The organism is Curtobacterium sp. C1, from assembly GCF_021049325.1.
Taxonomy (GTDB): domain Bacteria; phylum Actinomycetota; class Actinomycetes; order Actinomycetales; family Microbacteriaceae; genus Curtobacterium; species Curtobacterium citreum.
This window is the reverse complement of sequence record NZ_CP088076.1, coordinates 1,584,280-1,606,585: the sequence shown is the minus strand read 5'-3', so window position 1 is coordinate 1,606,585 and position 22,306 is coordinate 1,584,280. Positions and strand designations below refer to the sequence as shown.

The following is a 22,306-nucleotide window of genomic DNA, read 5'->3' as shown; positions in this document are numbered from 1 at the left end:
GGGGTCAGAGCCGCCCGATGAACTCGTCGATTGCTGTGGCGAGAGCTTCGGTGGCTTCGAGGGGGATGAGATGGCCGCTGGCCGGAAGCACGAGGAACTCGCCGTCAGCGAGGTACGGGAGGAGGTTCTCGCGCAGCACGTCGACGGGCTCGACGACGTCGCGTTCCCCGGCGACGACGAGGGTTCGTGCGGTGATCGCCCGCGTTGCGGCGGTGATGTCCTCGGCGATCCCTCGCAGCGGCCATTCGGTCCGCGCTTCAACGCTTCCGCTGGCGAGTGAGTCGGTGAGGACTTGCTCTGCCAGGTCAGCCGGCAGCTTCGATGCTGTGAGGACTGCATCGCGTGCGCCGACCGCTGAGTCCGGCGACTCGTAGGCGCGGGACAGTCCCACCTGGTACTCCGACGTGATCATCGCAGCCGGCTTCGCAGGACCGGAGCCGACGAGCACGACGCCGCGCAGTGCGTCGGGTCGGGTCGCGGCGATCAGCTGCGCCACCTTTCCGCCCATGGAGTGTCCGACCAGGACGTAGTCGGTCACAGCTTCCGCTTCGAGGACTGCCATCGTGTCGGCTGCGAGCTGATGCAACGTGAACGGGCCCGGCAAGGCACGTGAGCGCCCCCACCCTCGGTGATCGATGGCGATGCTGTCTCGGCCGGCAAGCCGGTCTCGAACAGGCTTCCATGTGCGACCAGAACCACCCCAGTAGTGCAGGAAGACGAGGGTCGGGCCGCTGCCGGTTCGACGGTCGAAGGCAGGAAGGGTGGCGTTGTGCGAAATGGTCACGGTGCTCCTCAATCGGTGGGGATCGGTCGCATCCATGCAAGCGTTGATCCGGCGGAGAAACATCTCCACGAACGGACTGCATGTGGTGGAAACTGGTCACGTGGTGGCCGTGAAGCAGATGATCTACCAGTGGTCGGGTCCAGCGCAGGGTCCGATCGAGCTGCTCTCGTTCGCCGCGTTGCGAGCGCGGAACGACGGCGGCACGCAGCGGGCTGACTTCTGTGTCCTCGGCTTCGTGGAATCGGGAGCAGGGATGCTCTCCGCTGACTTCGCCGAGTACGCCCTCGAACCCGGATCCGTCGTGGCGCTCGCACCGGGCATGGTGCACCGGTGGCAGGACATCGATGCGGTGGAGGGCGTCCTCGTGGTGTTCCTCCCCACCGCACCGGTGACGACGGCTGCCCAGGCTGCATCGACGGAGCTCGGACGACGAATCGTGTGGCAGCCATCCGAAGCGGATCGTCCGTTCATCGACATGGCTAGCGCGCACCTCGTGCTCGAGAGTGGCGCTGCACAATCCGCAGTCGCGGAGGAGTCGACCCGTCTCGCACTGACCCTGTTGCTCACCCGACTCGACCCCGAGACCGACGACTCGGCCACCGACCAGCCACTCTTCCGCTCGTTCCGGGCAGCGGTGGAACGAGACTTCCGGTCACATCACGACGCCGCGCACTACGCCGGCACGCTTGGCTACTCGTCTCGAACCCTGACCCGCGCCGTCCAGCGGGCCACGGGCGTGACTCCGAAGGCGTTCATCAGTGAGCGGCTGGTCCTGGAGGCCAAGAGGCTGCTCGCGCATGACGGGCTGACGGCTGCAGCGTGTGCGGTCCGACTCGGGTTTCTGGATGCCTCGAACTTCTCCACGATGTTCCGTACGAAAACGGGTCAGACCCCTGGCGCATGGCAGCGGCAGTTCGCACCGCGTCGATCGAGTGAGGCTCGGACGACAAGCCCCTGAGCAACGTGAAGCTGGGGTCGTTCGACGACGGATCGGCTACGCGAAGAACACCAGCGTCCCGACGCCGATCCAGGCGAGGACGATGCCGGCCAGCGCCGCGAGGCTCGCGAGACTGGTCTCGATGATCGCGGACGCCTGTCCGTTCCAGGTTCGGAGCGCGCTGCGTCTGCCCCCGGAACCCCATGTGCCGACACTAGTGTGACGCGATGAGCGTGCGCGAGGAGGGGTGATGCCACAGACGCCAGAACCATCAGCGGCTGACGGTCATCCGCAGCTCGGCTCCGTGCACAAGAACGGCGACCGCCGCTTCGGGGTGTCGGGGCTCTTGGCGAGTGTCTACGCCGGCCGCGGGACGCCGCAGGCGTCGAACCTCTACCGCTCGACGGTGACCGAGCACGTACGCGACGTGCGCGTGGGCGATGCGCTCAGCGTGCGGTGGGACGGCAGTTACTGGTGGGCGTCGTCACCTGCGGGCACGGTGGGTCGACTTACCTGGTCGAAGAACCTTCGCGCGGAAACCGCGTACGTCGCCGGCGGCCCGAGCCCGTTCGATTTCGACGACGGGACGCTGCACGTGCAGAGCATCACCGTCAGCGCTGCGGGCGAGGTCGTCAACTGTGGCGGGTACGTCGTGCCCGACCGCTACGAGCCGTCGGACTGGCCGATGACGCCGATGCCGGATCCGGCAGAGCGCGAGCTGACCGTGACGGTGAGATTCCCGGTACCGGTGCCGGTCCCGGTGCCGGTGCCGGTGCCGGAGAAACCGCCCGTGCCGGAAGCGAGCACCGAGACCAAGGCGCGACCGGGCTGGATTCGACGGCTGCTCGGGCGCGAACGCGAGGGAGAGCAACGATGACGACGTACACACCGCGGGAGCTGGCGGCCGAGCTCGGCTACACGAGCGAGTCCCGACCGGGGAAGGTCGTGCGCGACTACCTCCGCGCGAAGTACCCAGGGCACGCGGACTACGAGCGCTGGGAGCTCGACGAGGCGCAGGCCGACGACGTGCGCGCGAACGTGCCGCGGGCGTCGTGACGCTCGTCAGGCCGCGCGGAGCCTCGTGATCCGCTCGCGGATGCGGGTGTCGAGGTCCTCGAACTCGTCGAGCACGTCCATCGCGGCGTACGCGCGGCCGCGGACCCGCTCCGTGACGGCCTCGACGACGCGCGCCTCCTCGAGCGCTTGCACGCCGCGGTAGACGCTCCGCTCGGGAACATCGCCGAGCTCGTCGACGAGCTGCTCGACGGTGAACACCGGCAACGACAGCAGGACCGGCAGGATCCGGTCGGCCGGGCCGTCAGCGCGCGGGGAGGCCTGCTCCCGCCACGCAGCCTCGTACCGGGCGAAGACGCGCGCCGTGCCGCGGGCTTCCCGCGCGGCCGTCTCGACGCACAGCGCCAGGTCTGTGACGATCGGCGCCGCGTCGCCCGTCCGGTACGCGGTCAGCAGCGAGAAGTAGTGCGTCGTGTCGGCGGCGAGGGCGCTGGCGACCGGCAGCACCGTGTGTGGGGTGACGCCCCTCCGCCGCAGGATTGCCCCGATGAGCGCTCGGCCGATGCGGCCGTTGCCGGCGGTGAAGGGGTGGATGCTCTCGAACTGCGCGTGCGCGAGCGCGGCCTGGGTGACCGGCTCGACGTCGTCGCGGTTCGAGAACGCGATCAGGTCGTCCAGGAGCGCCGGGACCTCCTCGGGCGGCGGCGGCACGTAGAGCGCGCCGCGGGGCGAGTGCTGCGAGCCGCCGATCCAGTTCTGCACGTCGCGGACGCGGCCGGCGTAGGGCCGCTCGGACGGGTCCGGGTCGGCCTCCATGAGCGCCCGGTGCGCGGCGAGGATCTCGTCGAGCGTGATGGTCGTACTGGATGCGGCGATGAGCTTCGTGATCGCGGTGCCGGCGGCGACCATCGACATCGCCGAGGCGTTCTCCTTCAGCCCGCCGATGGCCCGCGCGAACGCGACCGGCGTCGCCTCGACGTGCTCGATGCGACTCGAGGCCACCGACTCCATGCGGATGAGGAAGCCGGCCAGCGGGCTCAGCACGCCGTCAGCGACGTGCTCGAGGTCTGCAGCCTCCCAGCGGGCGCGGAAGAGCTCGCGCTCGGCGATGACGGGCACGTCAAGGTCGGCGATCCGCGGCGGGATCGAGACGGTGATCTCGGAGAGCGTCCGGTCCTCGCGGGTCCCGCGGCGGCTCGTGCTCGTCCAAGGGAGCACGCGCTGGGCGCGTGCTGGCCAGGTGGTCATCGCGGCTCCTTTCTGGCGATAGCCGTGTCGATAATGTCAGTTATCCGGAAAAAGTGACAATACCGGCGAGGTTGCTGCCACGGCGCACCTGCGGACTGCGCGGCTCAGCTCAGGCGGGCGGGAAGTGCGCTGCGATCGCGGCAGAGACCTCTTCCACGTCGACCGCCCCCTCGAGCGCGGAAAGACGCTTCGCGAGCCGCTTCGGCCAGCAGACGTCGATGCCGCGCACGGTGAACGAGCCGCCGAAGAGCGGCCAGTCGGCGTCGACGAAGCAGAGCGCGCCCTGCACGGAGACCGGACCGACGACGTCCTGCATGAGCGCCACCTGGCGGAGGACGCTGTCGACGAGCTTCGTGCGGTCGCCGCCGACGATGAGCTTCTCGGTGCGGGGCCGGAACAGCCCGCCCTCGACCTGCAGGCGGGGCCGCTTGTTCCGGTAGCGCTTCGCGTCGATGACCCAGACGCCGGCGCGGGTGATGACGATGTGGTCGATGTTCGCGCGGGACCGGGGGATGCGGCGATCGTGGAGCACGACGATGTGCTCGTTGGCGATCGCGTCGAGGGCCCGGCCGACTTCGGCCTCGCCAGCCGCACCGGACTTCCAGGCGGCCGTGCTCTGGCGTTCGCCCGAGAGCGCCACGGCGATCGAGCCGATCCGGCCGTCGCCCCAGGTCTCGCGGATCTTCGCCTCGTCAAGCGCCCGGCGGCGGTCGTACTCGCGCTTGGCGGATGCGCCGGCGCCGGTGATGTCGTTCGTCCCCATGGCGTCCATCCAGTCAGACCGGCAATAGGCGTCGCGAGCCCCAGTGCGAGGCGCGGCCGGCGGCCGGCTCAGGACGGTTGGTCGGACGGCTTGCAGCGCAGCTTCGCGATGAGGCGCGCTGCGGCCTCGTCCCCCGTGAGCGCGCCCGCGGCGATCTGGCGGCCGAGTTCACGCGTCTCGTCGTCGGTGACCTCGTGACCCGCGGCGCCGAGAGCGGCATCCGCGAGCGTGATGGCGTGCTCAACGTCGACTTCGGGGTGGTTGCCCACCGAGTGCGGTCGTGTGGTGCGCCCCTCGTGCCCTGACGGAGTCGTCTGCGACGTCATGGGGTGCTCCACTTCGTTGAGGGTCAGTGGCCCTTCGGAGACCTGATCGGGTCGTCGATCACCTGGGCCCTTGAAGAGGGCTTCGCTTGCTGATGTCGCGCCCTCGGATCCAGCGGCCGGCTTCCTTCCGGGGCCAACGCCACCAGCGGAAGATCTCCCAGCGCTCGTAGGCGCCATTCTGCTTCACCTCGACGCGAGCCGCCGCGGCGAACGAACCGTATCGGCGAGGGACGACCCACTCGACGCCGACCCACACCGAAGGCAGCAGGTCACGCGGAACTCGAAGCTCGAGCTTCTCAGGGTCCGAGCGGACGTCGAGCACCGGGAGCATGTCAGGGATCTCGATGTCCTCGATGCCCCACACGCGCCAGCGCGGCTCGTACAACACATGCTCGCCCATCGGCCGGGTCGTGACCGTGACGTCGAGCCAGTCGTTCGACTGGTCTCGGATCCAGCCTCGCGCGCGCGAGACCGAGAACGCCATGGCGCGCGGGGACTCGCGATTCGCGCGAATCATGAAGTCCGCCACTGCGATGGAGATTGCGAGTGCACCCAAGATGGACGTGACGCCCTGGACCCCTGCCCACCACGGAGCTTCCCACCAGTTCATGCGGCGACGTTACACAGATTCCGGGCACTCCCGGCCCCGGGCCAGCTGCCGACCGGATCGACGAACGTCGCGGCTTTCGCGAGCGTCGCGACGAAGTGCCCCTTCGCGCCGGCCTGCGCGATCGACTGGCCGGCCGGGTGCACCGTGCGCAGCACCCGGTAGCGGTCCCCGATCGCGAGGTCGAGGAACGCGTCCCATCCCGCCTGAGCCTTCTGGCCGGACAGGACGATGGCGCGGAGGCCAGGCAGGAGCGCGAGGAGCCCCCGCAGTTCGACGGCGCCCTGAGCGAGGTCCACCGGCGTCGGCTTTACCGAGGCGCGTCCGAGGACCCAGGGCACGATGTTCCACACGAGGACCCCGCGGTGGAGGCCGACCTCGTCGCGCGTGCGCCACAGGTTCTGCGCCGTCGGGTCGTCGTTGTCGACCGAGATGAACCCGGAGCCGCCCCACTCCGGAACGGTCTTCGGGCCTGGCGCTTCGAGGAGCAGCAGGACCTGCGACCGAACGCCGGTCTCCGCGGGGTCGAAGTGCGGCACGACGATCTCCGGTTGACGCGCACGCCGACGCTCCTCGACGTTGCGAGCCCATGCCTCGAGCGGAAGGGTGTCCTCAGCGGTGGCGAGCAGCTCGCGCCGCTCAGCCACGCGGCCCGGGTCGCGGAAGCCGCGCGGTGCGTCGAGGAACATGGGCCGAGCGTAGCGACCGGGCGGCGCCCGGTGCCCTCCGGCCGCGCCGGTCTCGGCTCAGGTGGCGCCCTGCGACTACGGCCTGCTTTATGACAAGCGCCTTGCACTCGGTGCCGTGACGACGCGGATGCGGGCGAAGCTTGCCGCTACGATTGCCAACGGACGTCATAACCAGGCTGCTCCGCGGCACAATCAAGCTTCTCGAGCGCACGCGGATTGTCCTGGACGAGGGCTTCAGAGCCGCGATCGACTAAACCAGGGCTTGACATGCGGCGTTTCAGCCCCAAGGCCCACCGTGTGCCACGCAATCGCTGCAGCGTGACGTTGCCACGAGGTCCCGGCGGGCTCCGCCCGTGCTCGGGTACCTCTGTCCGTTGCCAAGGCCAGCCCACGCGCCCGGTAAGGCGACTTCTCCCCACTGGCTCAAGTCGGCGTCGTCACCCTTGTGCGGACAGCCCACGAAGTGCGCCATCCCCCGAGGAGAGAGGAGGAGCGTCGCAGTCTCTGCCCGCGCTCGAAGCGCGTCAGCAGCAGCCCGTTCCTCGTCGGCGTGCCCGTGCACGCAGAACCGCTCATCCATGTCGCACAGCACGCACCAGGCCACCGGTCCATCCTGCATCTCTGACGCGCAGGGCGGAAGCCCGACGCGCTGCCCGCGCCGGCGGGGCTCTTCCACAATTCGTGGCAGCAGTCTCGAGCTTGCGAGCACCGGTAGGCGCCGTCCGGCCGCGGATCGTCAACCGGGCGTCGTGCCACTATCTCGCTAGGGTTGACACATGCTCATCAGCGGCAGGAAGTTCCTGATCACCCTGGCGCTCGGCATCGGCGCATCAGCTCTCGCAGGCTGCTCGATCACTCCGGATTCGATCTGCCCTGACTACGACCAGTCGAGTCCCGTCTCGATCCACGTCCCGGAGTCGTCGGGTGAGGTGCACGCCGTCGCACTGTGCGCGGGCTCTGAATGCACTCCGACGATCGACGAATCGACGAGGACGCGGAACGGCGAAGCGTGGGTGGTGACATTCGACAGCACACCTGTTGGTCCCGGACGGATCGCGCTGTTCGACGCAGGCGGGCTCCGCCTGCACGAAGAACCCGTCGACCTGCAATGGACTGATGTCCGGTTCGGAGCAGATCTGCAGTGCCGGTCTGGCGGTCGTGCAGACGTGTGGGTGGAGGGCTGACCCCTTCTGCATCTGTGTCACGCCCCTCACCCCGTCCCGATAGGCGGTCCTTCAGCGGGCACCGCCTGCCCGCCTCGTCTCGCCACGACGGCTCCTGTCTCAGATGGCTGGTCCGGTGATGGTCTCACTGAGGGCTCGGTATGTGGACGTCGGAGCCGCTTCCTCCTGTCGCGGTCATGGGTCGTCGTCGTTCGATCTGCTCGCTCGAGGAGGAGGGGCGCGACGCGGCGGTGTTTGCGACGCCGGAGCCGTCGCCGGTGCTTGCGTACTTCCAGTCATCCGGTCATCTGGTCCGACGAGTTGACGCTCGGGCGTCCCGCCTGGCCGTTGACGCAGTTCGGGTGGAAGCAGGTCCCGGCGAGACCGAGCTGGTATGGAGCGCCACGTCGAGTCCCGCCGCGGAGAGCCGGGTGACGGCGCCCCGGCCATCCACTCAGGCGCGACCTCTCCGCAACCACTCCGCGAACGTCACGACACCCACCACCATCACCACGACGCAGACGACGAGGGACGCACCAGCGAAGCCGCCGCCGACGCCGAGCTCCAGGCACGCGTCGCCGAGGACGCACGCCGTGATCGACCGGATCAGGAGTACGGGGTGCTCCACGCGGAGCCTGCTCTCGCTCGTCGCACTCTGGACGGGGTCCGTTGCACACCCGTTCTCCGGCTGCGATGACTCGAAGCCGTCCGAACCGGGGCAGCGCGTGCCACCAGCGGATCAACAACGCATCCTGGCCGGCCGGGAGCGGTCAGTCCGGTACCGAGGGCATCGGTCGCGGCGACGTCGTGCGACATCGGCACGGAGCCCTGCCGGTGCTCGTGCACCACGGACTCGTCCTCCTCCCCCGGCAGGTGACAGAACGGGGTCTGCAGCCGCGTCACCGGGTCGGTGAGCGTGTCCGTACCCACGGACTGATCCGCAGCCGCCGCACGACCACCGGCCGTGCTCGCACGGCCCGTACGGAATCGCGGAGCGCCAGCGCCCCGAGTTCGGATGGTCCCCCGCGCCCCGCGACTGACGGCGCCCGGCGGCCGGACCGCCCTCCGACCGCCGCCGCCAGCCGCCCCTACCGCTTCAGGTTCGTCAGCTCCTGCAGCACCTCGTCGCTCGTGGTGATGATGCGCGCGTTCGCCTGGAACCCGCGCTGCGCGACGATCAGGTTCGTGAACTCCTGCGACAGGTCGACGTTCGACATCTCGAGCGTGCCCGACGCCAGCTGCCCGACCCCGGGGTCGCCCGGCGCACCGACGGTCGCCTGCCCCGAGTTCGCGGTGGCGCGGTAGCCCGACGCCCCGGTCTTCTCGAGGCCGGCCGGGTTCGCGAAGGTCGCCAGCGCGATGCGGCCGATCGCCAGCGAGGCGCCGTTCGAGAAGGTGCCGACGACGGTGCCGTCCTTCGCGATCGAGTAGCCCTGCAGGGTGCCCGCGGCCTTGCCGTTCTGCGACGCGATCGAGGACGTGTCGAGCGTCGCGAAGCCGCTGAGCTGCGTCATGTCCACGGCGATCCCGCCGACGGTCAACGAGCCACCGGCGGTGAGCTTGCCGTCCGCACCGAAGGTCAGCGTGCCGGTCCCGGTGCCGCCCTGGCCGTCGGTGCCGGCGACGGACCACCCGGTGGCGGTCCGCGTGTACGTCAGGGTGAGGGTCTGCTTGGTGCCGGATGCGTCGAACACCGTCGACTCCCGCACGCGCGTCCCGCCCACGGCGGTCTCCGACGGCAGGTTGCCGGTGACGGTCGCGGTCGTGGTGCGCGTCGCCGGTGCGGCGGCGTCGAGCGGCAGGACGATGTCCCCGAGCTGGCCGCCCTGGTTCACGACGCCGTTCGTCGCGGGGTAGCCCTGCACGATCTTGCCGTCGGCGGACACCAGACGGCCGTCGGCGTCGAAGTCGAACGCGCCGGCGCGGGAGTACACGGTGTCGTTGCCGAGGCGCGTGACGAAGAAGCCGTCGCCGGAGATCATCAGGTCGGTGGCCTTGCCGGTCGCCTGCGCGGAGCCCTGTGCGAAGTTCGTCGAGACCCCGGCGACCTGGACGCCGAGACCGATCTGCGCGGGGTTCGTCCCACCGATGCCGGTCTGCGGTCCCCCGGCGCCCTGGGTCATCTGCGACAGGGTGTCCTGGAAGACGGTGGACGACGACTTGAAGCCGACGGTGTTGACGTTCGCGATGTTGTTGCCCGTGACGTCGAGCATCTCCTGGTGGGAGCGGAGGCCGGAGATCCCGGAGTAGAGCGAGCGGAGCATGAGGTGTCCCTTTCAGAACGAAGAACGAAGGAGAAGAGCGGGACCGCGTCAGGCGGTCGTGATACCGGAGATCACGTCGAGGTCGACCTCCTTCCCGTTCACGGTCACGGTCGGCACGCTCGACGCGTACGACACGGCGGTGGCGGTCCCCGTGACGGCGGACCCGGAGGCGGCGTCGGTGTAGCTGACCTGCTTCCCGACGAGGTTCGCGGCGGCGATGCGCATCTGCAGCGAGAAGTTCTCGTTCGCCGTCGTGGTCTGGTTGGTGACCTGCTCCATCATCGCGAGCTGCGTCTGCTGGCTGATCATCTGGTTCGTGTCCATCGGCGACGACGGGTCCTGGTTCCGCAGCTGCGTCACGAGGAGCTGCATGAACACCTCGGAGTCCATGGTCTGCGACTTCTTCGTGGTGCTGTTCGCCGCGAGGGCCGCGGCCTGCGCCGCGGTGTCGACGGAACCGGTGATGCCGGAGAGGGGCATGGTCGTGGCCTTTCAGGCGAGGACGTCGAGTCCGACGGCGCGGACGGTGGACGGACGGGCGGTGGGCTGCGGGGCGGAGGCGGGGCGTGCCTCCAGGCCGGGGTCGGACCGCAGCGGCGACGGGGCCGGGCGGTCGTCGCGACCGGGCTGCGCGCCGGGGTGGTTCTGCGACGACAGGTCGAGCGTCGTCGCGACGCCGGCGCCCGCGGCGTCGCGGCGCAGGTCCGGCAGGACCTGGCGGACCGCGTCGCGGCCCGCCTCGGACGCCGCGAACAGCTCGACGTGCATGCCGTGCGCCGTGACGTGTGCGCGCACCGTCACGGGTCCGAGCGTGTCGGGCACCACCTGGACGGTGACGACGTGCTCGCCGGTGCCGGCGTGCGCGAGCGCGAACACCGGGCGGGCGAGCTGCTGGGCGAGCGGGGCGGCCGGGGCCGGAGCGCCCGTGGTCGGCGCGGGTCCGGCGGTCGGGGCCGTCGGCGGGTCCGGGACGGTGACGGCCGGCTCACCACCGCGGGGTGCGGTCACGGCCTGGAGGATCGGATCACCCTGGTCGGTCCGCGTCGCCTCCGTCGCGTGGCCGGTCCCGCGGGACGACTGCGTCGGGGCGGTCACGGGCACGGCCGGTGCGGTCGCAGGGGCCGCCGTGGTGTCCGCGGTCACCGGCGCGGACGCCGTCGCCGCGGGAGCCGCCGGCGGCGCGGGCACGGCGGGCGAGGCAGCCGCGGTGGACGGGGCGCCCGTGGTGGCCGGGCTGCTCGTCGCCGCCGGTGCCTCGTGCGCGCGCGGCACCGGGGCTGCTGCCGGTGCCGCTGCCGTCGCAGGCGTGGGCGGGGTCGCCGTGCCGGGGTCGACCGGTGCCGCCGACGTGTCACGGACCGGGGTCTGCGCCGGTGCACCGCTGGACGCAGCCGTGGTGAGCGGAGCCGCGGTGGGCACGATCGTCGACGCCGCGACCACGGGCGTCGCGGTCGCGGCCACGGGCTCCGCCGCCGTCTCGCTCGCCGGCGTGGTCGCGGTCGGTGTCCCCGGCACCGTGGCAGTTGCGGGTCCCGCGGGCGCGATCGACGGCACGGGCACCGGGAGCGCGGCCACGAGTGCGACCGGGAGCGCCGCGGCGGCGTCGCTCGCAGCGACCAGCTCGCCGGTCGTCGTGGTGCCGGCGCCGTCGTGGTCGGTTCCGGTGTGCTCGGTCGCGGTGTGCTCGGGCTCACGACCGTCCCGTGGCGCGTCCTGGTGCGGCGCGCCCGCGACCGCAGCCATCGCGGCGCCGAAGGGCTCGGCCGACCCCGACGCCGAGCCCGGACCCGGCGCGGACGCGGGCGTCGTCGGCGCCGACCGGACGGCCGGCGTGGGGACGGCGGACACCGGGCTCATGCGGCACCCCCGCGCATCATCGACAGGAGCGCCGCGGTCTGCAGGTCCGTCGCGCTCGACGCCGCAGCGCCCGCGGACACGGCCGGGGTCGCGGGCGCCTCGGACGGGACGATCCGGCGGATGGTGGCGATGTCGGAGTCCTTGTACCAGTTGTCGACGATGCGGACGTCCTTGCCCGGGCGCGGAGCGTGCAGGACCTTGCCGTCGCCGAGGTAGATGACGATGTGCTGCTCGCCCTTCGGCACGATGAGGTCCCCCGGCTTCGCGTCGGCCAGGGACCCGACCGGCACGCCCATGTCCGCCTGGTCCGGCACGACGCGGGGCATCGTGACGCCGAGGTCCTTGAAGACCGTCTGCACGAGACCGGAGCAGTCCATCCCGGAGCGGGTGGTGCCGCCGAACACGTACGGCACGCCGAGGTACTTCTTCGCGTCCGCGACGACGTCCGCCCCGGTCGCGCCGCTGCCGGTGGCCAGCGTGCCCTTGCCGGCGTCGACGGAGGTCGCGGGCGCTGCGGTGGCGGCGCTCGTCGCGGAGGTCGACGCGGACAGCGGATCGTCGGCCGCCGAGGAGAGCGCGTCCGCGAACGCCGTCGAGGACGCGGCGCCGGAGGACCCGGTCGTGGTCGTCGTCGTCCCGCCGGTCACCTCGCTGCGCAGGGCGTCGATGCGGGTGCGGATCTCGTCGATGCGGGAGAGCACGGCGTCCACGCTCATCGGGCACCACCTTCCGTGCGGCGTCGAGCCGCGATCTCGTCGAGGGCGTGCTGTTCCGCCCGAAGTTCCTCGGCCGCCTGCTGGCGCGCGTGCTGCGCCTCGAGCTTCTCGAGCCCGAGCGCGGCCCGGCGTGCAGCGGTGTGCTCGGCCTGCGCGGCGTCGGCGTCCTCGCGGCGGGACCGTGCGACGGCCTCGAGCTCCTCGAGCATCCCGCGCGTCGACGCCCGGGCGGCGGCGACCGCGCTGAGGGTCGCCGCGTCCGTGATCGGCTGGGACGCCTCGCTGTCGGCCAGGTTCCGCCGGGCAGCGATCCGGGCGTCCGCGGCGTCACGGACCCGGTCGTTCGCGGCGGCGAGCACGGCGGCGGCGCGGTCCTGCTGCGCGTGCCGGAGCCGCAGCAGTCCGGCGAGGGGGAAGCGCTTCGCCATCAGCCGGTCACCCCCAGCCGAGCGACGAGCGTCTCGAGCGCGTGCCACGAGGACGCGGCGTCGGCGCGCTCCCCCATGCCCTGCTGCAGGAACGCCTCGATCGCGCCGCGGTGGTCGACCGCGGCGTCGACGAGCGGGTTCGTCCCGCGCTGGTACGCGCCGACGTCGAGCAGGTCCTGCGCCCCCTGCCGGGCGGCCATCACCTTGCGCAGGACGGTCGCCGCGGCACGCTGCTCGGGCGTCGTGACCTTCGAGGCCACGCGGGACACCGAGCCGAGCGCGTCGACGGACGGGAAGTGCCCGGTCACGGCGAGCTTCCGGTCGAGCACGACGTGCCCGTCGAGGATGCTCCGCGCGCTGTCCGCGATCGGCTCGTTGTGGTCGTCGCCGTCGACCAGGACCGTGTAGAGCCCGGTGATGCTGCCGACCCGGTCCGTCCCGGCGCGTTCGAGCAGTCCGGCGAGCACCGAGAACGTCGACGGCGGGTACCCCCGGGTGGCCGGGGGTTCGCCGACCGACAGGCCGATCTCGCGCTGCGCCATCGCGACGCGGGTGAGCGAGTCCATCATGAGCACGACGTCGGCCCCGGCGTCCCGGAACGACTCCGCGATCCGGGTGGCGACGAACGCCGCACGGAGTCGCATGAGCGCCGGCTCGTCCGAGGTCGACACGACGACCACCGAGCGCGCCAGGCCCTCCGGACCGAGGTCGTCCTCGAGGAACTCCCGCACCTCGCGGCCGCGCTCCCCCACGAGCGCGATGACGTTGACGGCCGCGTCGCTCCCGCGCGCGATCATCGACAGCAGCGACGACTTGCCGACACCGGACCCGGCGAACAGGCCCATGCGCTGCCCGCGCCCGACGGTCGTCAGGGTGTCCAGGACGCGGACGCCGAGCTGCATCGGCGCGTCGATGCGCGTGCGGGCCATGGCGTCCGGCGTCGGGTGGTCGATCGGGACGGCACCGTCCGAGTCCAGGCGTCCGCGGCCGTCGATCGGGCGACCGAGCCCGTCGAGCACGCGGCCGAACAGCCCGACACCGGTCGGCACGAGCACCGGACGCCCGGTCGGCCGTGCGGGGGTACCGGCGGTGATGCCGGTGAGCCGGCTGAGCGGCATGCAGCGCACGCCTTTGCTGTCGGTCGCGACGACCTCGACCGCGGTCTGCGGTCCGCCGTCCGCGCCGACGGTCACGACGTCGCCGATGCGCGCGTCGAGTCCCGCGACGGTCAGGCCGAGTCCGACGGCGCTCGTCACGACGCCGACGCGCTGCGGCGCCGCGGCGACGCGCGCGTCGTCGAGGCCACGAGGGCGGAGCAGCGTCGCGGTCACCGTGCTGCCTCCAGGGCCTCGCGGGCACGACCGAGCGCGGCGCCCAGGCGGGCGTCGAGCAGGCCGTCCGGCAGGTCGACGACCGCGTCGCCGTCGCGGAGCGACGGGTCAGCGACGACCGGGACCGGCAGGTCGAGTCCGGCGACGCGCGCTGCGTCCGCGGGGCTGGTCCGGACCGCCAGGGCGACCGTGCGGTCGACCAGCGCGAGCGCCCGCCGGACCGTGGCCTCCGCACCGACCGCGCCACGGTCCTCCAGGCCGGCTCCCGCCCCGTCGGCGTCGGCCGCCGTGTGGTCACCGACCGTCTGCCGGGAGGCGCGCACCGCGTACCCGACGACGGCCTCCGCCAGGTCCAGGGCCGCATCGACGAGCGAGTCCTCCGCGTCCGCCAGGACGGGCGCCACCTGCGCGAGGAGCGCGTTCGTGGCGGCGTCGAGGACCTGCACCCGGCGGGCGGTCTCCGCCTGCAGGGCCGCGACGCGTGCGGCGTGCTCGGTCTCCAGGCGCGCGTGCAGCGCCGCGGTCTCCGCCTGGGCGGCGCGCAGACCGGCCGCGTAGCCGGCGGCGTGCCCGCGGACGTCGGCGGCCGCGGCGCGGTCGCGCGCGACGGTGCCGTCGAGCACCGGGTACGCGACGCGCTGCAGGACGGGGTCAGTCAACGAGCTCGTCCTCCTCGGTGCGGTGCACGGTGATGACGCCCTGCGCCTCGAGCTCGCGCACGGAGCGGACGACCTCGGCGCGCGCCTCCTCGACCTGGGACACGCGGACCGGCCCCATCGACTGCAGTTCGTCGTCGAGGAGCTGGCGGTTGCGCTCGGAGACGTTCGCGCGGATGGTCTCGACGACCGGGCCCGGAGCGCCCTTCATGGCGGTCGCGAGCAGCTTCGAGTCGATGCCGCGGAGCACCTGCTGGATGTCCCGCGACTCGAGCTTCACGATGTCCGTGAAGGTGAGCATGCGGGAGCGGATGTCCTCGGCGAGCTCCGGGTCGCGCGCCTCGAGCCCCTCGAGCACGGCCTTCTCTGTGGCGACGTCCGAGCGGTTGATGATGTCGACGAGCGGGGCGATGCCGCCGACGACCTCGACGCTCTCGCGCGGGGAGACGACGGCGCCGGCGCGCTGCCGGAGCACCCCGGCGACGATGCCGACCGCCTCGGGCGTCGCGCTGCCCATCGTGGCGAAGGCCTGGGCGACGTCGGTCCGCACGCGCTCGTCGACCCCGGCCAGGACGGCACTCGCCTGCGCGGGCTTGAGGTGCGCGAGCACGAGGGCGATCGTCTGCGGGAGCTCGCCCTCGAGCAGGCTGACGACCTGCCCGGGCTCGGCGTCGTCGAGGAACTCGAACGACTGCCCGGCCAGGTTCGACGCCAGGCGGTCCATCACGCCGGCGGCGCGCTCGGAGCCGAAGGACGCCTCGAGCAGCCCGAGCGCCGCGTCCTTGCCGCCGCGCTTCTGCACGCGGCCGCGCTGGGTCATCCGGTGGAACTCGCTCATCGTCCGGTCGACCACGGTGTCGTCGACCCGGCGCATCCGGACGATCTCGGCCGAGATCTCTTCGGCCTCGAGCTCGGTGAACTGCTTCATCACCTCGGCGGCGCGCTCGGTCTCCATCTGCATGAGGATGAGGGCGACCTTCTGCGCGCCGGTCAGGGGACGCTCGGCGGCGGGTCCGCCCGTTCCCCCGGCGGTGTTCCCGGCGGCGGCACTCCCGGCGGCGATCGGCACGACGCCGCTCACACCGGGGACCGGTCGTCCAGGAGCCCGCGGAGGAGCTCGGCGGTGCGCTTCGGGTCGCGCTCGGCCAGGGCGGAGATGTCCTGGCGGCGGCGCTCGGCGCTGATCTCGTCGGTCGTGAGGACCTCGGTCGGGGCGTCGTCGTGCGGCAGGGTCGGGAGCGCGACCGTCGGTGCGTCGCCGGCGGCCAGGCCGGTCCGCTCGGCGTCGTCGAGCGCGAGCGGCAGCTCGAACGTCTCGCCGGCGAAGGCGTCGAGCTCGCCGACGTCGACCGCCTCGCGCTCCTGGCGACGGCCGCGGCGGGCGAGCACGATCGCCAGGACGATCGCGGCGGCGAGCACGGCGACGACGATGCCGGCGGTGCGGATCGCGGACCACATCGATGCCTGCTGGTCGGCCTGCTGCTGCGCCTCGAGCGCCTTCTGCGCGTCCTGGGCGGCGGAGCGGTCGAAGTCCATCACCGCGACGCGCACCTGGTCGCCGCGGACGTTGTCCACCCCGGCTGCCGCGGCGACGAGGTCGTTGACGCTCTGCAGGTTCGCGTTCTTGACCGCGTCGGCGCGGGAGTTCAGCGCGACGGAGATGGTCTGCCGCTGCACGCCCCCTGCCGGGATCTGGGTCGTCTCGGTGGTGTGGTCGACGGCGTTGTTCTTCGTCGCGGACTCGTTCGTGTACCCGCCGGTGCCGTTCGCCGCCGTGCCGTTCGGGACGGCGACGTTGTCCGGGCCGAGGACACCGGTCGCCCCCGCCGCCCCGGCGGCGCCCGCGCCGTACTGCTCCTTGGTGCTCGACTCGTTGAGCGCGACCGGCCCCGACGTCGGGGTGGCGAAGCTCTCGGACGTGCGGGTGCCGGACTGCTCGTTCATCGTCGCGGAGACGACGACGCTCGCGTTCCCGGCGCCGAGGGTCGTGTCGAGCAGGTCCTGGATCTTCTTGCTCGTGGTGGCGTCGTAGTCCGCCGCCTGGTCCTGCCCGCTGCCGGTCGCGCCGGTGCCGACGGCCGACAGGGTCTGGCCCTTCGAGTCGACGACGGAGACGTCGGTCGGCTGCATGCCCTCGACGGCGGCGCTCGTCAGGTGCACGATCGACTGGACCTGCTCGGTGGTGAGCTGCTTGCCGTTCTCGGTCGCGACGAAGACGGACGCGGTGGGGTCCTTCTCCTCGGAGGTGAAGACGGTCTTCTCCGGGATGGCGAGCTGCACGGTCGCGGTCTGCACGCCGTCCATCGACGAGATCGTCTTCGCGAGCTCGCCCTCGATGGCGCGCTTGTAGGTGACGTCCTGCTGGAACTCGGAGCTCGTCACGCCCATCTTGTCGAGCAGCGAGTAGCCGCCCTCGTTCGACGACGGCAGCCCGTTCGACGCGGCCTTGAGCCGCTCCGAGTACACCTGCGCCTGCGGCACGAGGATCGTCGCTCCGCCGTCGCTGAGCTGGAACGGCACGCCGTCGGTGGTCAGCTGGTCGGTGATCGAGCTCGCGTCCTTCGCGGCGAGGCCGGTGAACAGCGGCGCGTAGGTCGCCTTCCCGAGCCAGCTCGCGAGCGCGATGCCGCCGAGCACGACCGCCGCGATGCCGATGATCGCGATGGTGCGCTGCGCGGCGGAGAACCCCTTGACGTAGGCGACGAGACGGGCCCACGTGTCCTGGACGGCGGCGGGCATCAGGCCTGCATCCGCATGATCTCGTTGAACGCGTCGACGCCCTTGTTCCGCACGGCGGCGACGAGCTCGAGCGTCACCTGCGCACGCGTGGCGGCGATGGTGGCGTCGTGGATGTCGTCGAGGTTGCCCGTGACGGCCTTGAGCGCGAGCGTCTTCGAGGTGCTCTGCAGCTGCTGCAGACCGTCGACGGCGTTCGTCAGGCTGCCGGCGAAGCCGTCGCCGGCGCCGGTCGTCCCGCTGGTGGCGTCGGTCCCGCCGAGGCCGGCGGTCCCGGTCACGTCGGACGTGCTCGGGAACGCGCGGGTCATCGCGTTGGTGGTCACACCGTTCACGGCGTCGATGGGCATCAGTTCTTCCCGATCTGCAGTGCCGCCTCGTAGGCGGTCTTCGCCCGGTCGACCACCGCGGCGTTCGCCTGGTAGCCGCGCTGGGCCATGATGAGGTCCGCCATCTGCGTCCCGAGGTCGATGTCCGGCATCCGGACGTAGCCCTGCGCGTTCGCGAGGGGGTTCTCCGGGTCGTAGGTCACCCGGCCGGCGGCACTGCCGAACGCGGCGCCCTTGACGTAGGCGCCGGACGTGCCCGCGCCCTCCTGCACCTCGACGTACCGGGCCTGGAAGGCGGAGTCGTCCATCGAGCGGACGGTGTTGACGTTGGCGATGTTGTCCGAGATCGCGTCGAGCCACTTCCGGTGCACGGTGAGGCCCGTGCTCGCGATGCCGATCGCGTCGAAGGTCGTCACGAGCTCGTCCGCATCGCCGCGCGCACGCTCGTCAGTTCGCTGTTCATCGCCTGCGTGGCGAACTGGTACCGGAGCACGGTGTCGACGTTGGAGAGCGTCTCCTGGTCGAGGTTGACGTTGTTGCCGTTGGTGTTCGTCGGCTCGAGGCTCCGCGCCGTCGTCGCCGCGAGGTGGCCGTCGCCGTGCACGATCGACTGCGCGAGCGCGTCCTCGAACTGCACCTTCTCGGCGTGGTAGTTCGGCGTGTTGATGTTCGCGATGTTGTTCGCGATGGTGCGCTGTCGGAGCGACAGGCCGTCGAGCGCGCTCTGCAGCGCGGCGCTCGTCACGGAATCGAACACTGGTCGACCGTCCCCTTCGGCAGCGGCGTCCCGAGGGACGTCGCCGGTAGGCGGGTGGCCGATCCGTGGCCGAACTGGTGAGCGATCCGTGCTCGACGACCGCTGTCGGCGTGCCGCCCCGGCTCGTTAGTCGTCGCCCCGAACGGGGGTGGCGGGCGTGGGTGGGTGGCGGCCCGACCCGCGTCAGGCGGACGCGTCGAGGTACACCGACCCGCGCGGCTCCCGCGTCGCCGAGACCGCGCGGAGCGCTCCGAGGTGCTCCAGCACCTGTCGCCGCTCCGCCTCGAGCGTCGCCGTCCGGTCGCGCTGCGCCGCCAACAGCCGGGAGGCACGCCCCACCAGCTCCCGCGGCACCGGTCCCAGCCCGATCGGCTCCGACCATGCGGGGCCGCCCGCCACGGTCAGGTCGCGTTCGAGCGCGTCGAGCACCGCACCCCACGCCGCGAGGTCGGCGCCGGGCCCGAGGGCGGGGTCACCCTCGCCGCTCGGCTCAGGCGACACCGAGCGCTCCCCCGGTCGCACCCGGCAGCGGACGGGTCGCGGGCAGGGCTGCGGCGGCCTCGTGCCACGACTGCCGGAGCGGCTCGAGGATGCGGATGCAGTCGCGGGTGGCCTGCACGTCGCGGTGCACGTTCGCGGTGATGAGCGAGGTCGACGCGTAGTTGTAGATCGCGAGCAGGCCCTCGCCGCCGTCCCACACGTCGATGCGCAGGGTCGACGACAGCTCGCCGACGATCGCCTGCGCGTGCAGGAGCTGCTCGCGGGCGGCGCCCCAGTCGGCACCGGTCTGCGCGGCCTCGGCACGGTGCAGGTCGAGCATCAGCCGGTCGTACAGCATCGTGACGAGCTGTGCTGGCGTCGCGGAGAGGACGGCCTCGTTCGTGTACTGGGCCCGGCGCTGGTCGGTGACCGTCCGCGGCTGCGCGGACTGGCGGAAGGCGGCGGACTGCAGGTCGAAGGCGTTCATGGTGGCTCCCGTCAGCTCGACGACGACAGGGTCGCGAGGTGGCTGGCGATGAAGGAGGACTGGGACTGCAGGTTGCTCAGGCTCGTCTCGAGCGCCGCGTACTGCGCCTGCAGGGTGGCCCGACGCTGCGTCAGGCGGTCGTCCCAGCTGTCGATCTGCGTCGTCAGGTCCTTGGCGACGGACTGCTGCCCGGTGATCGACGTCGTGATCGAGCCGGTGTACTGATCCGAGGCGGCGGTCGCCGCGGCGCCGACGTTCGTCGCGACCGCGGACAGCATCGCCTGGGTGCCGGCCGGGTCCGCCGCCAGCGCTGTCTGGAAGGCAGCGGCGTCGAACGTGAAGTTCCCGTCCTTGGTGATGACGATGCCGATCGACGACGGCGACTTCCCGTTCACGGGGGTCGACATCGTCGAGGTCAGCCGCTGTACGGCGTCGCGGGTGGTCGCGTCGCCCATCAGGACGCCGGCGGTGGTCGACGTGGTGCCGTTCGTCGGGCTGGTGGTGCTCGTGACGGCGGTGTTCGTCGCGTAGTAGGCCGTGATCGCGTTCAGCGCGTCGACGAGTCCGGACGCGACCGACTGCGCCTTGGTGGTGTCCTGCCCGATCGTGACGGTGACGGGGTCGGTCGACGGGGCGGACACGCTGACGTCGACACCGGGCAGCAGGTCGGTGAACGTGTTCGTCGCGCTCGTGATCGTCTGCGCGGCGTCGGTCCCCGCCCACAACGTGACGCTCGCGTCCTTCGCCGCGGTGACCACCGCGGCGCCGGTCTGGGTCAGGACGTTCGTCGCGGTTCCGGCCGTGACCTGGTCGCCCGTGCCCCGGAAGACCTGGAACGCCGAGGCGGCACCGGTCTTCGTCGCGGTGAGCTGCAGTCGGAAGAGCTGCGTGCCGTCGGTCGCGGTCCCGGCGGCGACCTTCGTCGCGGTGACCCCGGCCGCGGCACCGTTGATCGCGGTGACGGCGTCGTCGAGCGAGCCGGACGCCGGGGTGACGCTGGTCTGCTTGCCGCCCGCTCCGACGATCGTGATCGGCTCGGCGTCGGACGCCCACGTGGACATCGCCGCGGTGACGCCGACCTGTGCGGTCGCCGTCGCACCGATGGTGAACGACAGCGATCCAGCGGCGGCGGAGTCTCGCGTCGAGACCGTGGCCGCGGTCGAGGAGCTCTTCGCGGTGAAGACGTCGAGGGACGTGGGCTTCGCCGCGTCCGTCGCCTTGGACGCCAGGGTCTGCACGAGCCCGTTGATCGTCTGCAGCGACGAGATGAACGAGTTCGTGTCGGTGAGCTTGTTCTTGAGCAGGGTCTGCGGGACCTGCTCGATCGACATGAGCGAGTTGATGAGGTCCGTCGTCTTGAGACCGCTGACGAGACCGTCGATCGCGAGGCTGCTCGCGGAGGACACGGAGGACATCGAGGGCTCCCTGCCGTCGGGACGTCGTGGAGGGTGGTGACGCCGTCACCCGAGGGCCTGAACTCCCCCGGATGACGGCGTCGAGTGCTGCTAGCGCAGGAGCGAGAGCACGCCCTGCGTGCTCTGGTTCGCCTGCGCGAGCATCGAGGTGCCGGCCTGGCTCAGGATGTTGTCGCGCGTGTACTTGACCATCTCCTGCGCCATGTCGACGTCGGTGATGCGGGACTGCGCGGCGGTCAGGTTCTCCTTGGCCACGTTCGTCACGTTGATGGCGTGGTCGAACCGGTTCTGGATCGCACCGATGTTCGATCGGGCCGCCGACACCGCCTGGATCTGCGTGTCGATGGTCGTGATCGCGGCCTGCGCGTGCGCAGCGGTGTCGAACGAGACGCCGGCCACACCGGTCCCGGCCGTGCCGAGCGCGGCGTCGCCGGACGTGACCGCGCCGCCGTCCTTCGCGACGATCGAGATCGACTTGCCGTCGTCGCTCGCGGTCGCCGTGAACGCTGCCGAGAACTTGCTGTCGCCGTTCAGCGCAGCCGCGTACTCGCCGGTGTTCGCGTACGCGCCACCTGCACCGCTGCCGGTTGCGAGGGTGCCGGTGGTGACGGTCGTCGCAGACCCGGCGGTGCTCGTCGTCGACGTGAAGGTGGTCGACGTCGCGAGCTTGGTCAGGTCCGCCGGCGTGTACTTCGCACCGTTCGGTGCCGAGAGCGCCTTCGCGACGTTCGCGACGTTCGCGCCGGACAGGTCGACCGTGATCTGGCTGCTCGAGTCGCCGTTCGCACCGACCTGGAACTGCAGCTTGCCGTCCTTGTTGGTGCCCGCGGTACCGTCGAGGAGGTTGATCCCGTTGAAGTTCGTCGACGACGCGATGCGCCCGAGTTCCTTCTGGAGCTGGCCGACCTCCGTGGTGATGGCCTGGCGCGACGTGGCGTTGTTCGAGTCGTTGCCGGCCTGGACGGCCAGGTCGCGCATGCGCTGGAGGATCGAGTGGGTCTCGGTGAGGCCACCTTCAGCGGTCTGCACGACGGAGATGCCGTCCTGTGCGTTGCGGGCGGCGACCGTGAGGCCACCGACCTGCGACTTGAGTCCCTCGGAGATCGTCAGACCGGAGGCGTCGTCCGCAGCACGGTTGATGCGGAGACCCGTCGAGAGCTTCTCGAGGGACTTCGACAGGTCGTTCTGCGTCGAGTTCAGGTTCCGGTACGTGTTGAGTGCCGAGAGGTTGGTGTTGATGGACATACCCATGGTGGTTTCCTCCGTGAATCCTTGGGTGGTGGTGTCTGCCCGTCCATGGGCTGACACTCGTGACTCTC

Annotated in this window: 27 protein-coding genes; 4 read left to right on the top strand and 23 right to left on the bottom strand. The window is 71.5% G+C overall.

All coding sequences use genetic code 11. The annotated features are described in order from the left end of the window. Positions 1-4: 4 nt before the first annotated feature. Entirely contained in the window at positions 5-784 is a 780-nt protein-coding gene (locus LQK89_RS07785) for an alpha/beta fold hydrolase (RefSeq protein ID WP_231050662.1), read from the bottom strand. Here LQK89_RS07785 and LQK89_RS07780 point away from each other — a divergent pair. The 3 genes from LQK89_RS07780 to LQK89_RS07770 all read left to right on the top strand — a co-directional run bounded on the left by LQK89_RS07780 (position 777) and on the right by LQK89_RS07770 (position 2,777). After that, positions 777-1,742: an AraC family transcriptional regulator gene (locus LQK89_RS07780; protein WP_231050661.1), complete on the top strand. Its 966-nt coding sequence runs from the start codon at positions 777-779 to the stop codon at positions 1,740-1,742. The two genes, LQK89_RS07785 and LQK89_RS07780, sit on opposite strands and share 8 nt — an antisense overlap. Before the next feature lie 229 nt (positions 1,743-1,971). Beyond that, complete coding sequence (locus tag LQK89_RS07775) at positions 1,972-2,598, top strand: hypothetical protein (protein WP_231050660.1); 627 nt, start codon at positions 1,972-1,974, stop codon at positions 2,596-2,598. Further along, positions 2,595-2,777: a hypothetical protein gene (locus LQK89_RS07770; protein WP_231050659.1), complete on the top strand. Its 183-nt coding sequence runs from the start codon at positions 2,595-2,597 to the stop codon at positions 2,775-2,777. Before LQK89_RS07775 ends, LQK89_RS07770 begins: the two co-directional genes overlap by 4 nt. Positions 2,778-2,783: 6 nt before the next feature. Here the strand turns inward: LQK89_RS07770 and LQK89_RS07765 are convergent, their stop codons facing one another. The 5 genes from LQK89_RS07765 to LQK89_RS07745 form a co-directional block, all read right to left on the bottom strand. After that, complete coding sequence (locus LQK89_RS07765) at positions 2,784-3,983, bottom strand: Fic family protein (RefSeq protein ID WP_231050658.1); 1,200 nt, start codon at positions 3,981-3,983, stop codon at positions 2,784-2,786. Between the two features lie 109 nt (positions 3,984-4,092). Beyond that, entirely contained in the window at positions 4,093-4,746 is a 654-nt protein-coding gene (locus LQK89_RS07760) for a nuclease-related domain-containing protein (RefSeq protein WP_231050657.1), read from the bottom strand. Between the two features lie 68 nt (positions 4,747-4,814). Then, on the bottom strand, positions 4,815-5,072 hold the full coding sequence (locus tag LQK89_RS07755; protein ID WP_231050656.1) for a hypothetical protein: 258 nt from the start codon (positions 5,070-5,072) through the stop codon (positions 4,815-4,817). A 58-nt stretch (positions 5,073-5,130) separates the two neighbouring features. Beyond that, entirely contained in the window at positions 5,131-5,682 is a 552-nt protein-coding gene (locus LQK89_RS07750; RefSeq protein ID WP_231050655.1) for a hypothetical protein, read from the bottom strand. Beyond that, on the bottom strand, positions 5,679-6,368 hold the full coding sequence (locus LQK89_RS07745) for a uracil-DNA glycosylase (RefSeq protein WP_231050654.1): 690 nt from the start codon (positions 6,366-6,368) through the stop codon (positions 5,679-5,681). Before LQK89_RS07745 ends, LQK89_RS07750 begins: the two co-directional genes overlap by 4 nt. Before the next feature lie 776 nt (positions 6,369-7,144). Here LQK89_RS07745 and LQK89_RS07740 point away from each other — a divergent pair. Next, on the top strand, positions 7,145-7,552 hold the full coding sequence (locus LQK89_RS07740) for a hypothetical protein (RefSeq protein ID WP_231050653.1): 408 nt from the start codon (positions 7,145-7,147) through the stop codon (positions 7,550-7,552). A gap of 433 nt (positions 7,553-7,985) precedes the next feature. Here LQK89_RS07740 and LQK89_RS07735 read toward each other — a convergent pair whose 3' ends face one another. The 17 genes from LQK89_RS07735 to LQK89_RS07655 form a co-directional block, all read right to left on the bottom strand. Next, positions 7,986-8,159: a hypothetical protein gene (locus LQK89_RS07735; RefSeq protein ID WP_231050652.1), complete on the bottom strand. Its 174-nt coding sequence runs from the start codon at positions 8,157-8,159 to the stop codon at positions 7,986-7,988. A gap of 460 nt (positions 8,160-8,619) precedes the next feature. Beyond that, complete coding sequence (locus LQK89_RS07730) at positions 8,620-9,795, bottom strand: flagellar hook protein FlgE (RefSeq protein ID WP_058743372.1); 1,176 nt, start codon at positions 9,793-9,795, stop codon at positions 8,620-8,622. 48 nt (positions 9,796-9,843) lie between these two features. Beyond that, positions 9,844-10,275, bottom strand: a complete 432-nt coding sequence (locus LQK89_RS07725) for a flagellar hook assembly protein FlgD (RefSeq protein WP_141861407.1) — start codon at positions 10,273-10,275, stop codon at positions 9,844-9,846. A gap of 12 nt (positions 10,276-10,287) precedes the next feature. After that, complete coding sequence (locus tag LQK89_RS07720) at positions 10,288-11,652, bottom strand: flagellar hook-length control protein FliK (RefSeq protein WP_231050651.1); 1,365 nt, start codon at positions 11,650-11,652, stop codon at positions 10,288-10,290. Continuing rightward, positions 11,649-12,368, bottom strand: a complete 720-nt coding sequence (locus LQK89_RS18105; RefSeq protein ID WP_288467068.1) for a C40 family peptidase — start codon at positions 12,366-12,368, stop codon at positions 11,649-11,651. Before LQK89_RS18105 ends, LQK89_RS07720 begins: the two co-directional genes overlap by 4 nt. After that, entirely contained in the window at positions 12,365-12,796 is a 432-nt protein-coding gene (locus tag LQK89_RS07710; protein WP_114851056.1) for a flagellar export protein FliJ, read from the bottom strand. Before LQK89_RS07710 ends, LQK89_RS18105 begins: the two co-directional genes overlap by 4 nt. Then, positions 12,796-14,127, bottom strand: coding sequence for a FliI/YscN family ATPase (locus LQK89_RS07705; protein ID WP_231050650.1), 1,332 nt, complete (start codon positions 14,125-14,127; stop codon positions 12,796-12,798). Before LQK89_RS07705 ends, LQK89_RS07710 begins: the two co-directional genes overlap by 1 nt. After that, positions 14,124-14,786 (bottom strand): FliH/SctL family protein, encoded by a 663-nt coding sequence (locus tag LQK89_RS07700; protein WP_231050649.1) that lies wholly within the window; start codon positions 14,784-14,786, stop codon positions 14,124-14,126. Before LQK89_RS07700 ends, LQK89_RS07705 begins: the two co-directional genes overlap by 4 nt. Further along, positions 14,779-15,777, bottom strand: coding sequence for a flagellar motor switch protein FliG (gene fliG, locus LQK89_RS07695; protein ID WP_174779468.1), 999 nt, complete (start codon positions 15,775-15,777; stop codon positions 14,779-14,781). The genes LQK89_RS07700 and fliG overlap by 8 nt, the downstream gene beginning before the upstream one ends. A gap of 83 nt (positions 15,778-15,860) precedes the next feature. Continuing rightward, a complete protein-coding gene (gene fliF, locus LQK89_RS07690) occupies positions 15,861-17,522 on the bottom strand; it encodes a flagellar basal-body MS-ring/collar protein FliF (protein ID WP_231050648.1) in 1,662 nt (553 codons plus the stop codon). Further along, a complete protein-coding gene (gene fliE, locus LQK89_RS07685; protein WP_231050647.1) occupies positions 17,522-17,869 on the bottom strand; it encodes a flagellar hook-basal body complex protein FliE in 348 nt (115 codons plus the stop codon). Before fliE ends, fliF begins: the two co-directional genes overlap by 1 nt. Continuing rightward, positions 17,869-18,264: a flagellar basal body rod protein FlgC gene (locus LQK89_RS07680; protein ID WP_058741145.1), complete on the bottom strand. Its 396-nt coding sequence runs from the start codon at positions 18,262-18,264 to the stop codon at positions 17,869-17,871. Before LQK89_RS07680 ends, fliE begins: the two co-directional genes overlap by 1 nt. Beyond that, complete coding sequence (locus tag LQK89_RS07675; protein WP_231050646.1) at positions 18,261-18,605, bottom strand: flagellar basal body rod protein FlgB; 345 nt, start codon at positions 18,603-18,605, stop codon at positions 18,261-18,263. The genes LQK89_RS07680 and LQK89_RS07675 overlap by 4 nt, the downstream gene beginning before the upstream one ends. 183 nt (positions 18,606-18,788) lie before the next feature. Then, a complete protein-coding gene (locus LQK89_RS07670) occupies positions 18,789-19,106 on the bottom strand; it encodes a hypothetical protein (RefSeq protein ID WP_231050645.1) in 318 nt (105 codons plus the stop codon). Next, a complete protein-coding gene (locus tag LQK89_RS07665; RefSeq protein WP_231050644.1) occupies positions 19,096-19,572 on the bottom strand; it encodes a flagellar export chaperone FliS in 477 nt (158 codons plus the stop codon). The genes LQK89_RS07670 and LQK89_RS07665 overlap by 11 nt, the downstream gene beginning before the upstream one ends. 11 nt (positions 19,573-19,583) lie before the next feature. After that, entirely contained in the window at positions 19,584-20,987 is a 1,404-nt protein-coding gene (fliD, locus tag LQK89_RS07660) for a flagellar filament capping protein FliD (protein ID WP_231050643.1), read from the bottom strand. 90 nt (positions 20,988-21,077) lie between these two features. Next, positions 21,078-22,238: a flagellin N-terminal helical domain-containing protein gene (locus LQK89_RS07655; protein WP_231050642.1), complete on the bottom strand. Its 1,161-nt coding sequence runs from the start codon at positions 22,236-22,238 to the stop codon at positions 21,078-21,080. Positions 22,239-22,306: the final 68 nt, after the last annotated feature.

Bases quoted from the DNA above. Each gene is read 5' to 3' on its own strand.
- LQK89_RS07780 (WP_231050661.1), top strand. From the start codon at position 777: ATGGTCACGGTGCTCCTCAATCGGTGGGGATCGGTCGCATCCATGCAA.
- LQK89_RS07775 (WP_231050660.1), top strand. From the start codon at position 1,972: ATGCCACAGACGCCAGAACCATCAGCGGCTGACGGTCATCCGCAGCTC.
- LQK89_RS07770 (WP_231050659.1), top strand. From the start codon at position 2,595: ATGACGACGTACACACCGCGGGAGCTGGCGGCCGAGCTCGGCTACACG.
- LQK89_RS07765 (WP_231050658.1), bottom strand. From the start codon at position 3,983: ATGACCACCTGGCCAGCACGCGCCCAGCGCGTGCTCCCTTGGACGAGC.
- LQK89_RS07760 (WP_231050657.1), bottom strand. From the start codon at position 4,746: ATGGGGACGAACGACATCACCGGCGCCGGCGCATCCGCCAAGCGCGAG.
- LQK89_RS07755 (WP_231050656.1), bottom strand. From the start codon at position 5,072: ATGACGTCGCAGACGACTCCGTCAGGGCACGAGGGGCGCACCACACGA.
- LQK89_RS07750 (WP_231050655.1), bottom strand. From the start codon at position 5,682: ATGAACTGGTGGGAAGCTCCGTGGTGGGCAGGGGTCCAGGGCGTCACG.
- LQK89_RS07745 (WP_231050654.1), bottom strand. From the start codon at position 6,368: ATGTTCCTCGACGCACCGCGCGGCTTCCGCGACCCGGGCCGCGTGGCT.
- LQK89_RS07740 (WP_231050653.1), top strand. From the start codon at position 7,145: ATGCTCATCAGCGGCAGGAAGTTCCTGATCACCCTGGCGCTCGGCATC.
- LQK89_RS07730 (WP_058743372.1), bottom strand. From the start codon at position 9,795: ATGCTCCGCTCGCTCTACTCCGGGATCTCCGGCCTCCGCTCCCACCAG.
- LQK89_RS07725 (WP_141861407.1), bottom strand. From the start codon at position 10,275: ATGCCCCTCTCCGGCATCACCGGTTCCGTCGACACCGCGGCGCAGGCC.
- LQK89_RS07720 (WP_231050651.1), bottom strand. From the start codon at position 11,652: ATGAGCCCGGTGTCCGCCGTCCCCACGCCGGCCGTCCGGTCGGCGCCG.
- LQK89_RS18105 (WP_288467068.1), bottom strand. From the start codon at position 12,368: ATGAGCGTGGACGCCGTGCTCTCCCGCATCGACGAGATCCGCACCCGC.
- LQK89_RS07710 (WP_114851056.1), bottom strand. From the start codon at position 12,796: ATGGCGAAGCGCTTCCCCCTCGCCGGACTGCTGCGGCTCCGGCACGCG.
- fliF (WP_231050648.1), bottom strand. From the start codon at position 17,522: ATGCCCGCCGCCGTCCAGGACACGTGGGCCCGTCTCGTCGCCTACGTC.
- fliE (WP_231050647.1), bottom strand. From the start codon at position 17,869: ATGCCCATCGACGCCGTGAACGGTGTGACCACCAACGCGATGACCCGC.
- LQK89_RS07665 (WP_231050644.1), bottom strand. From the start codon at position 19,572: ATGAACGCCTTCGACCTGCAGTCCGCCGCCTTCCGCCAGTCCGCGCAG.
- fliD (WP_231050643.1), bottom strand. From the start codon at position 20,987: ATGTCCTCCGTGTCCTCCGCGAGCAGCCTCGCGATCGACGGTCTCGTC.
- LQK89_RS07655 (WP_231050642.1), bottom strand. From the start codon at position 22,238: ATGGGTATGTCCATCAACACCAACCTCTCGGCACTCAACACGTACCGG.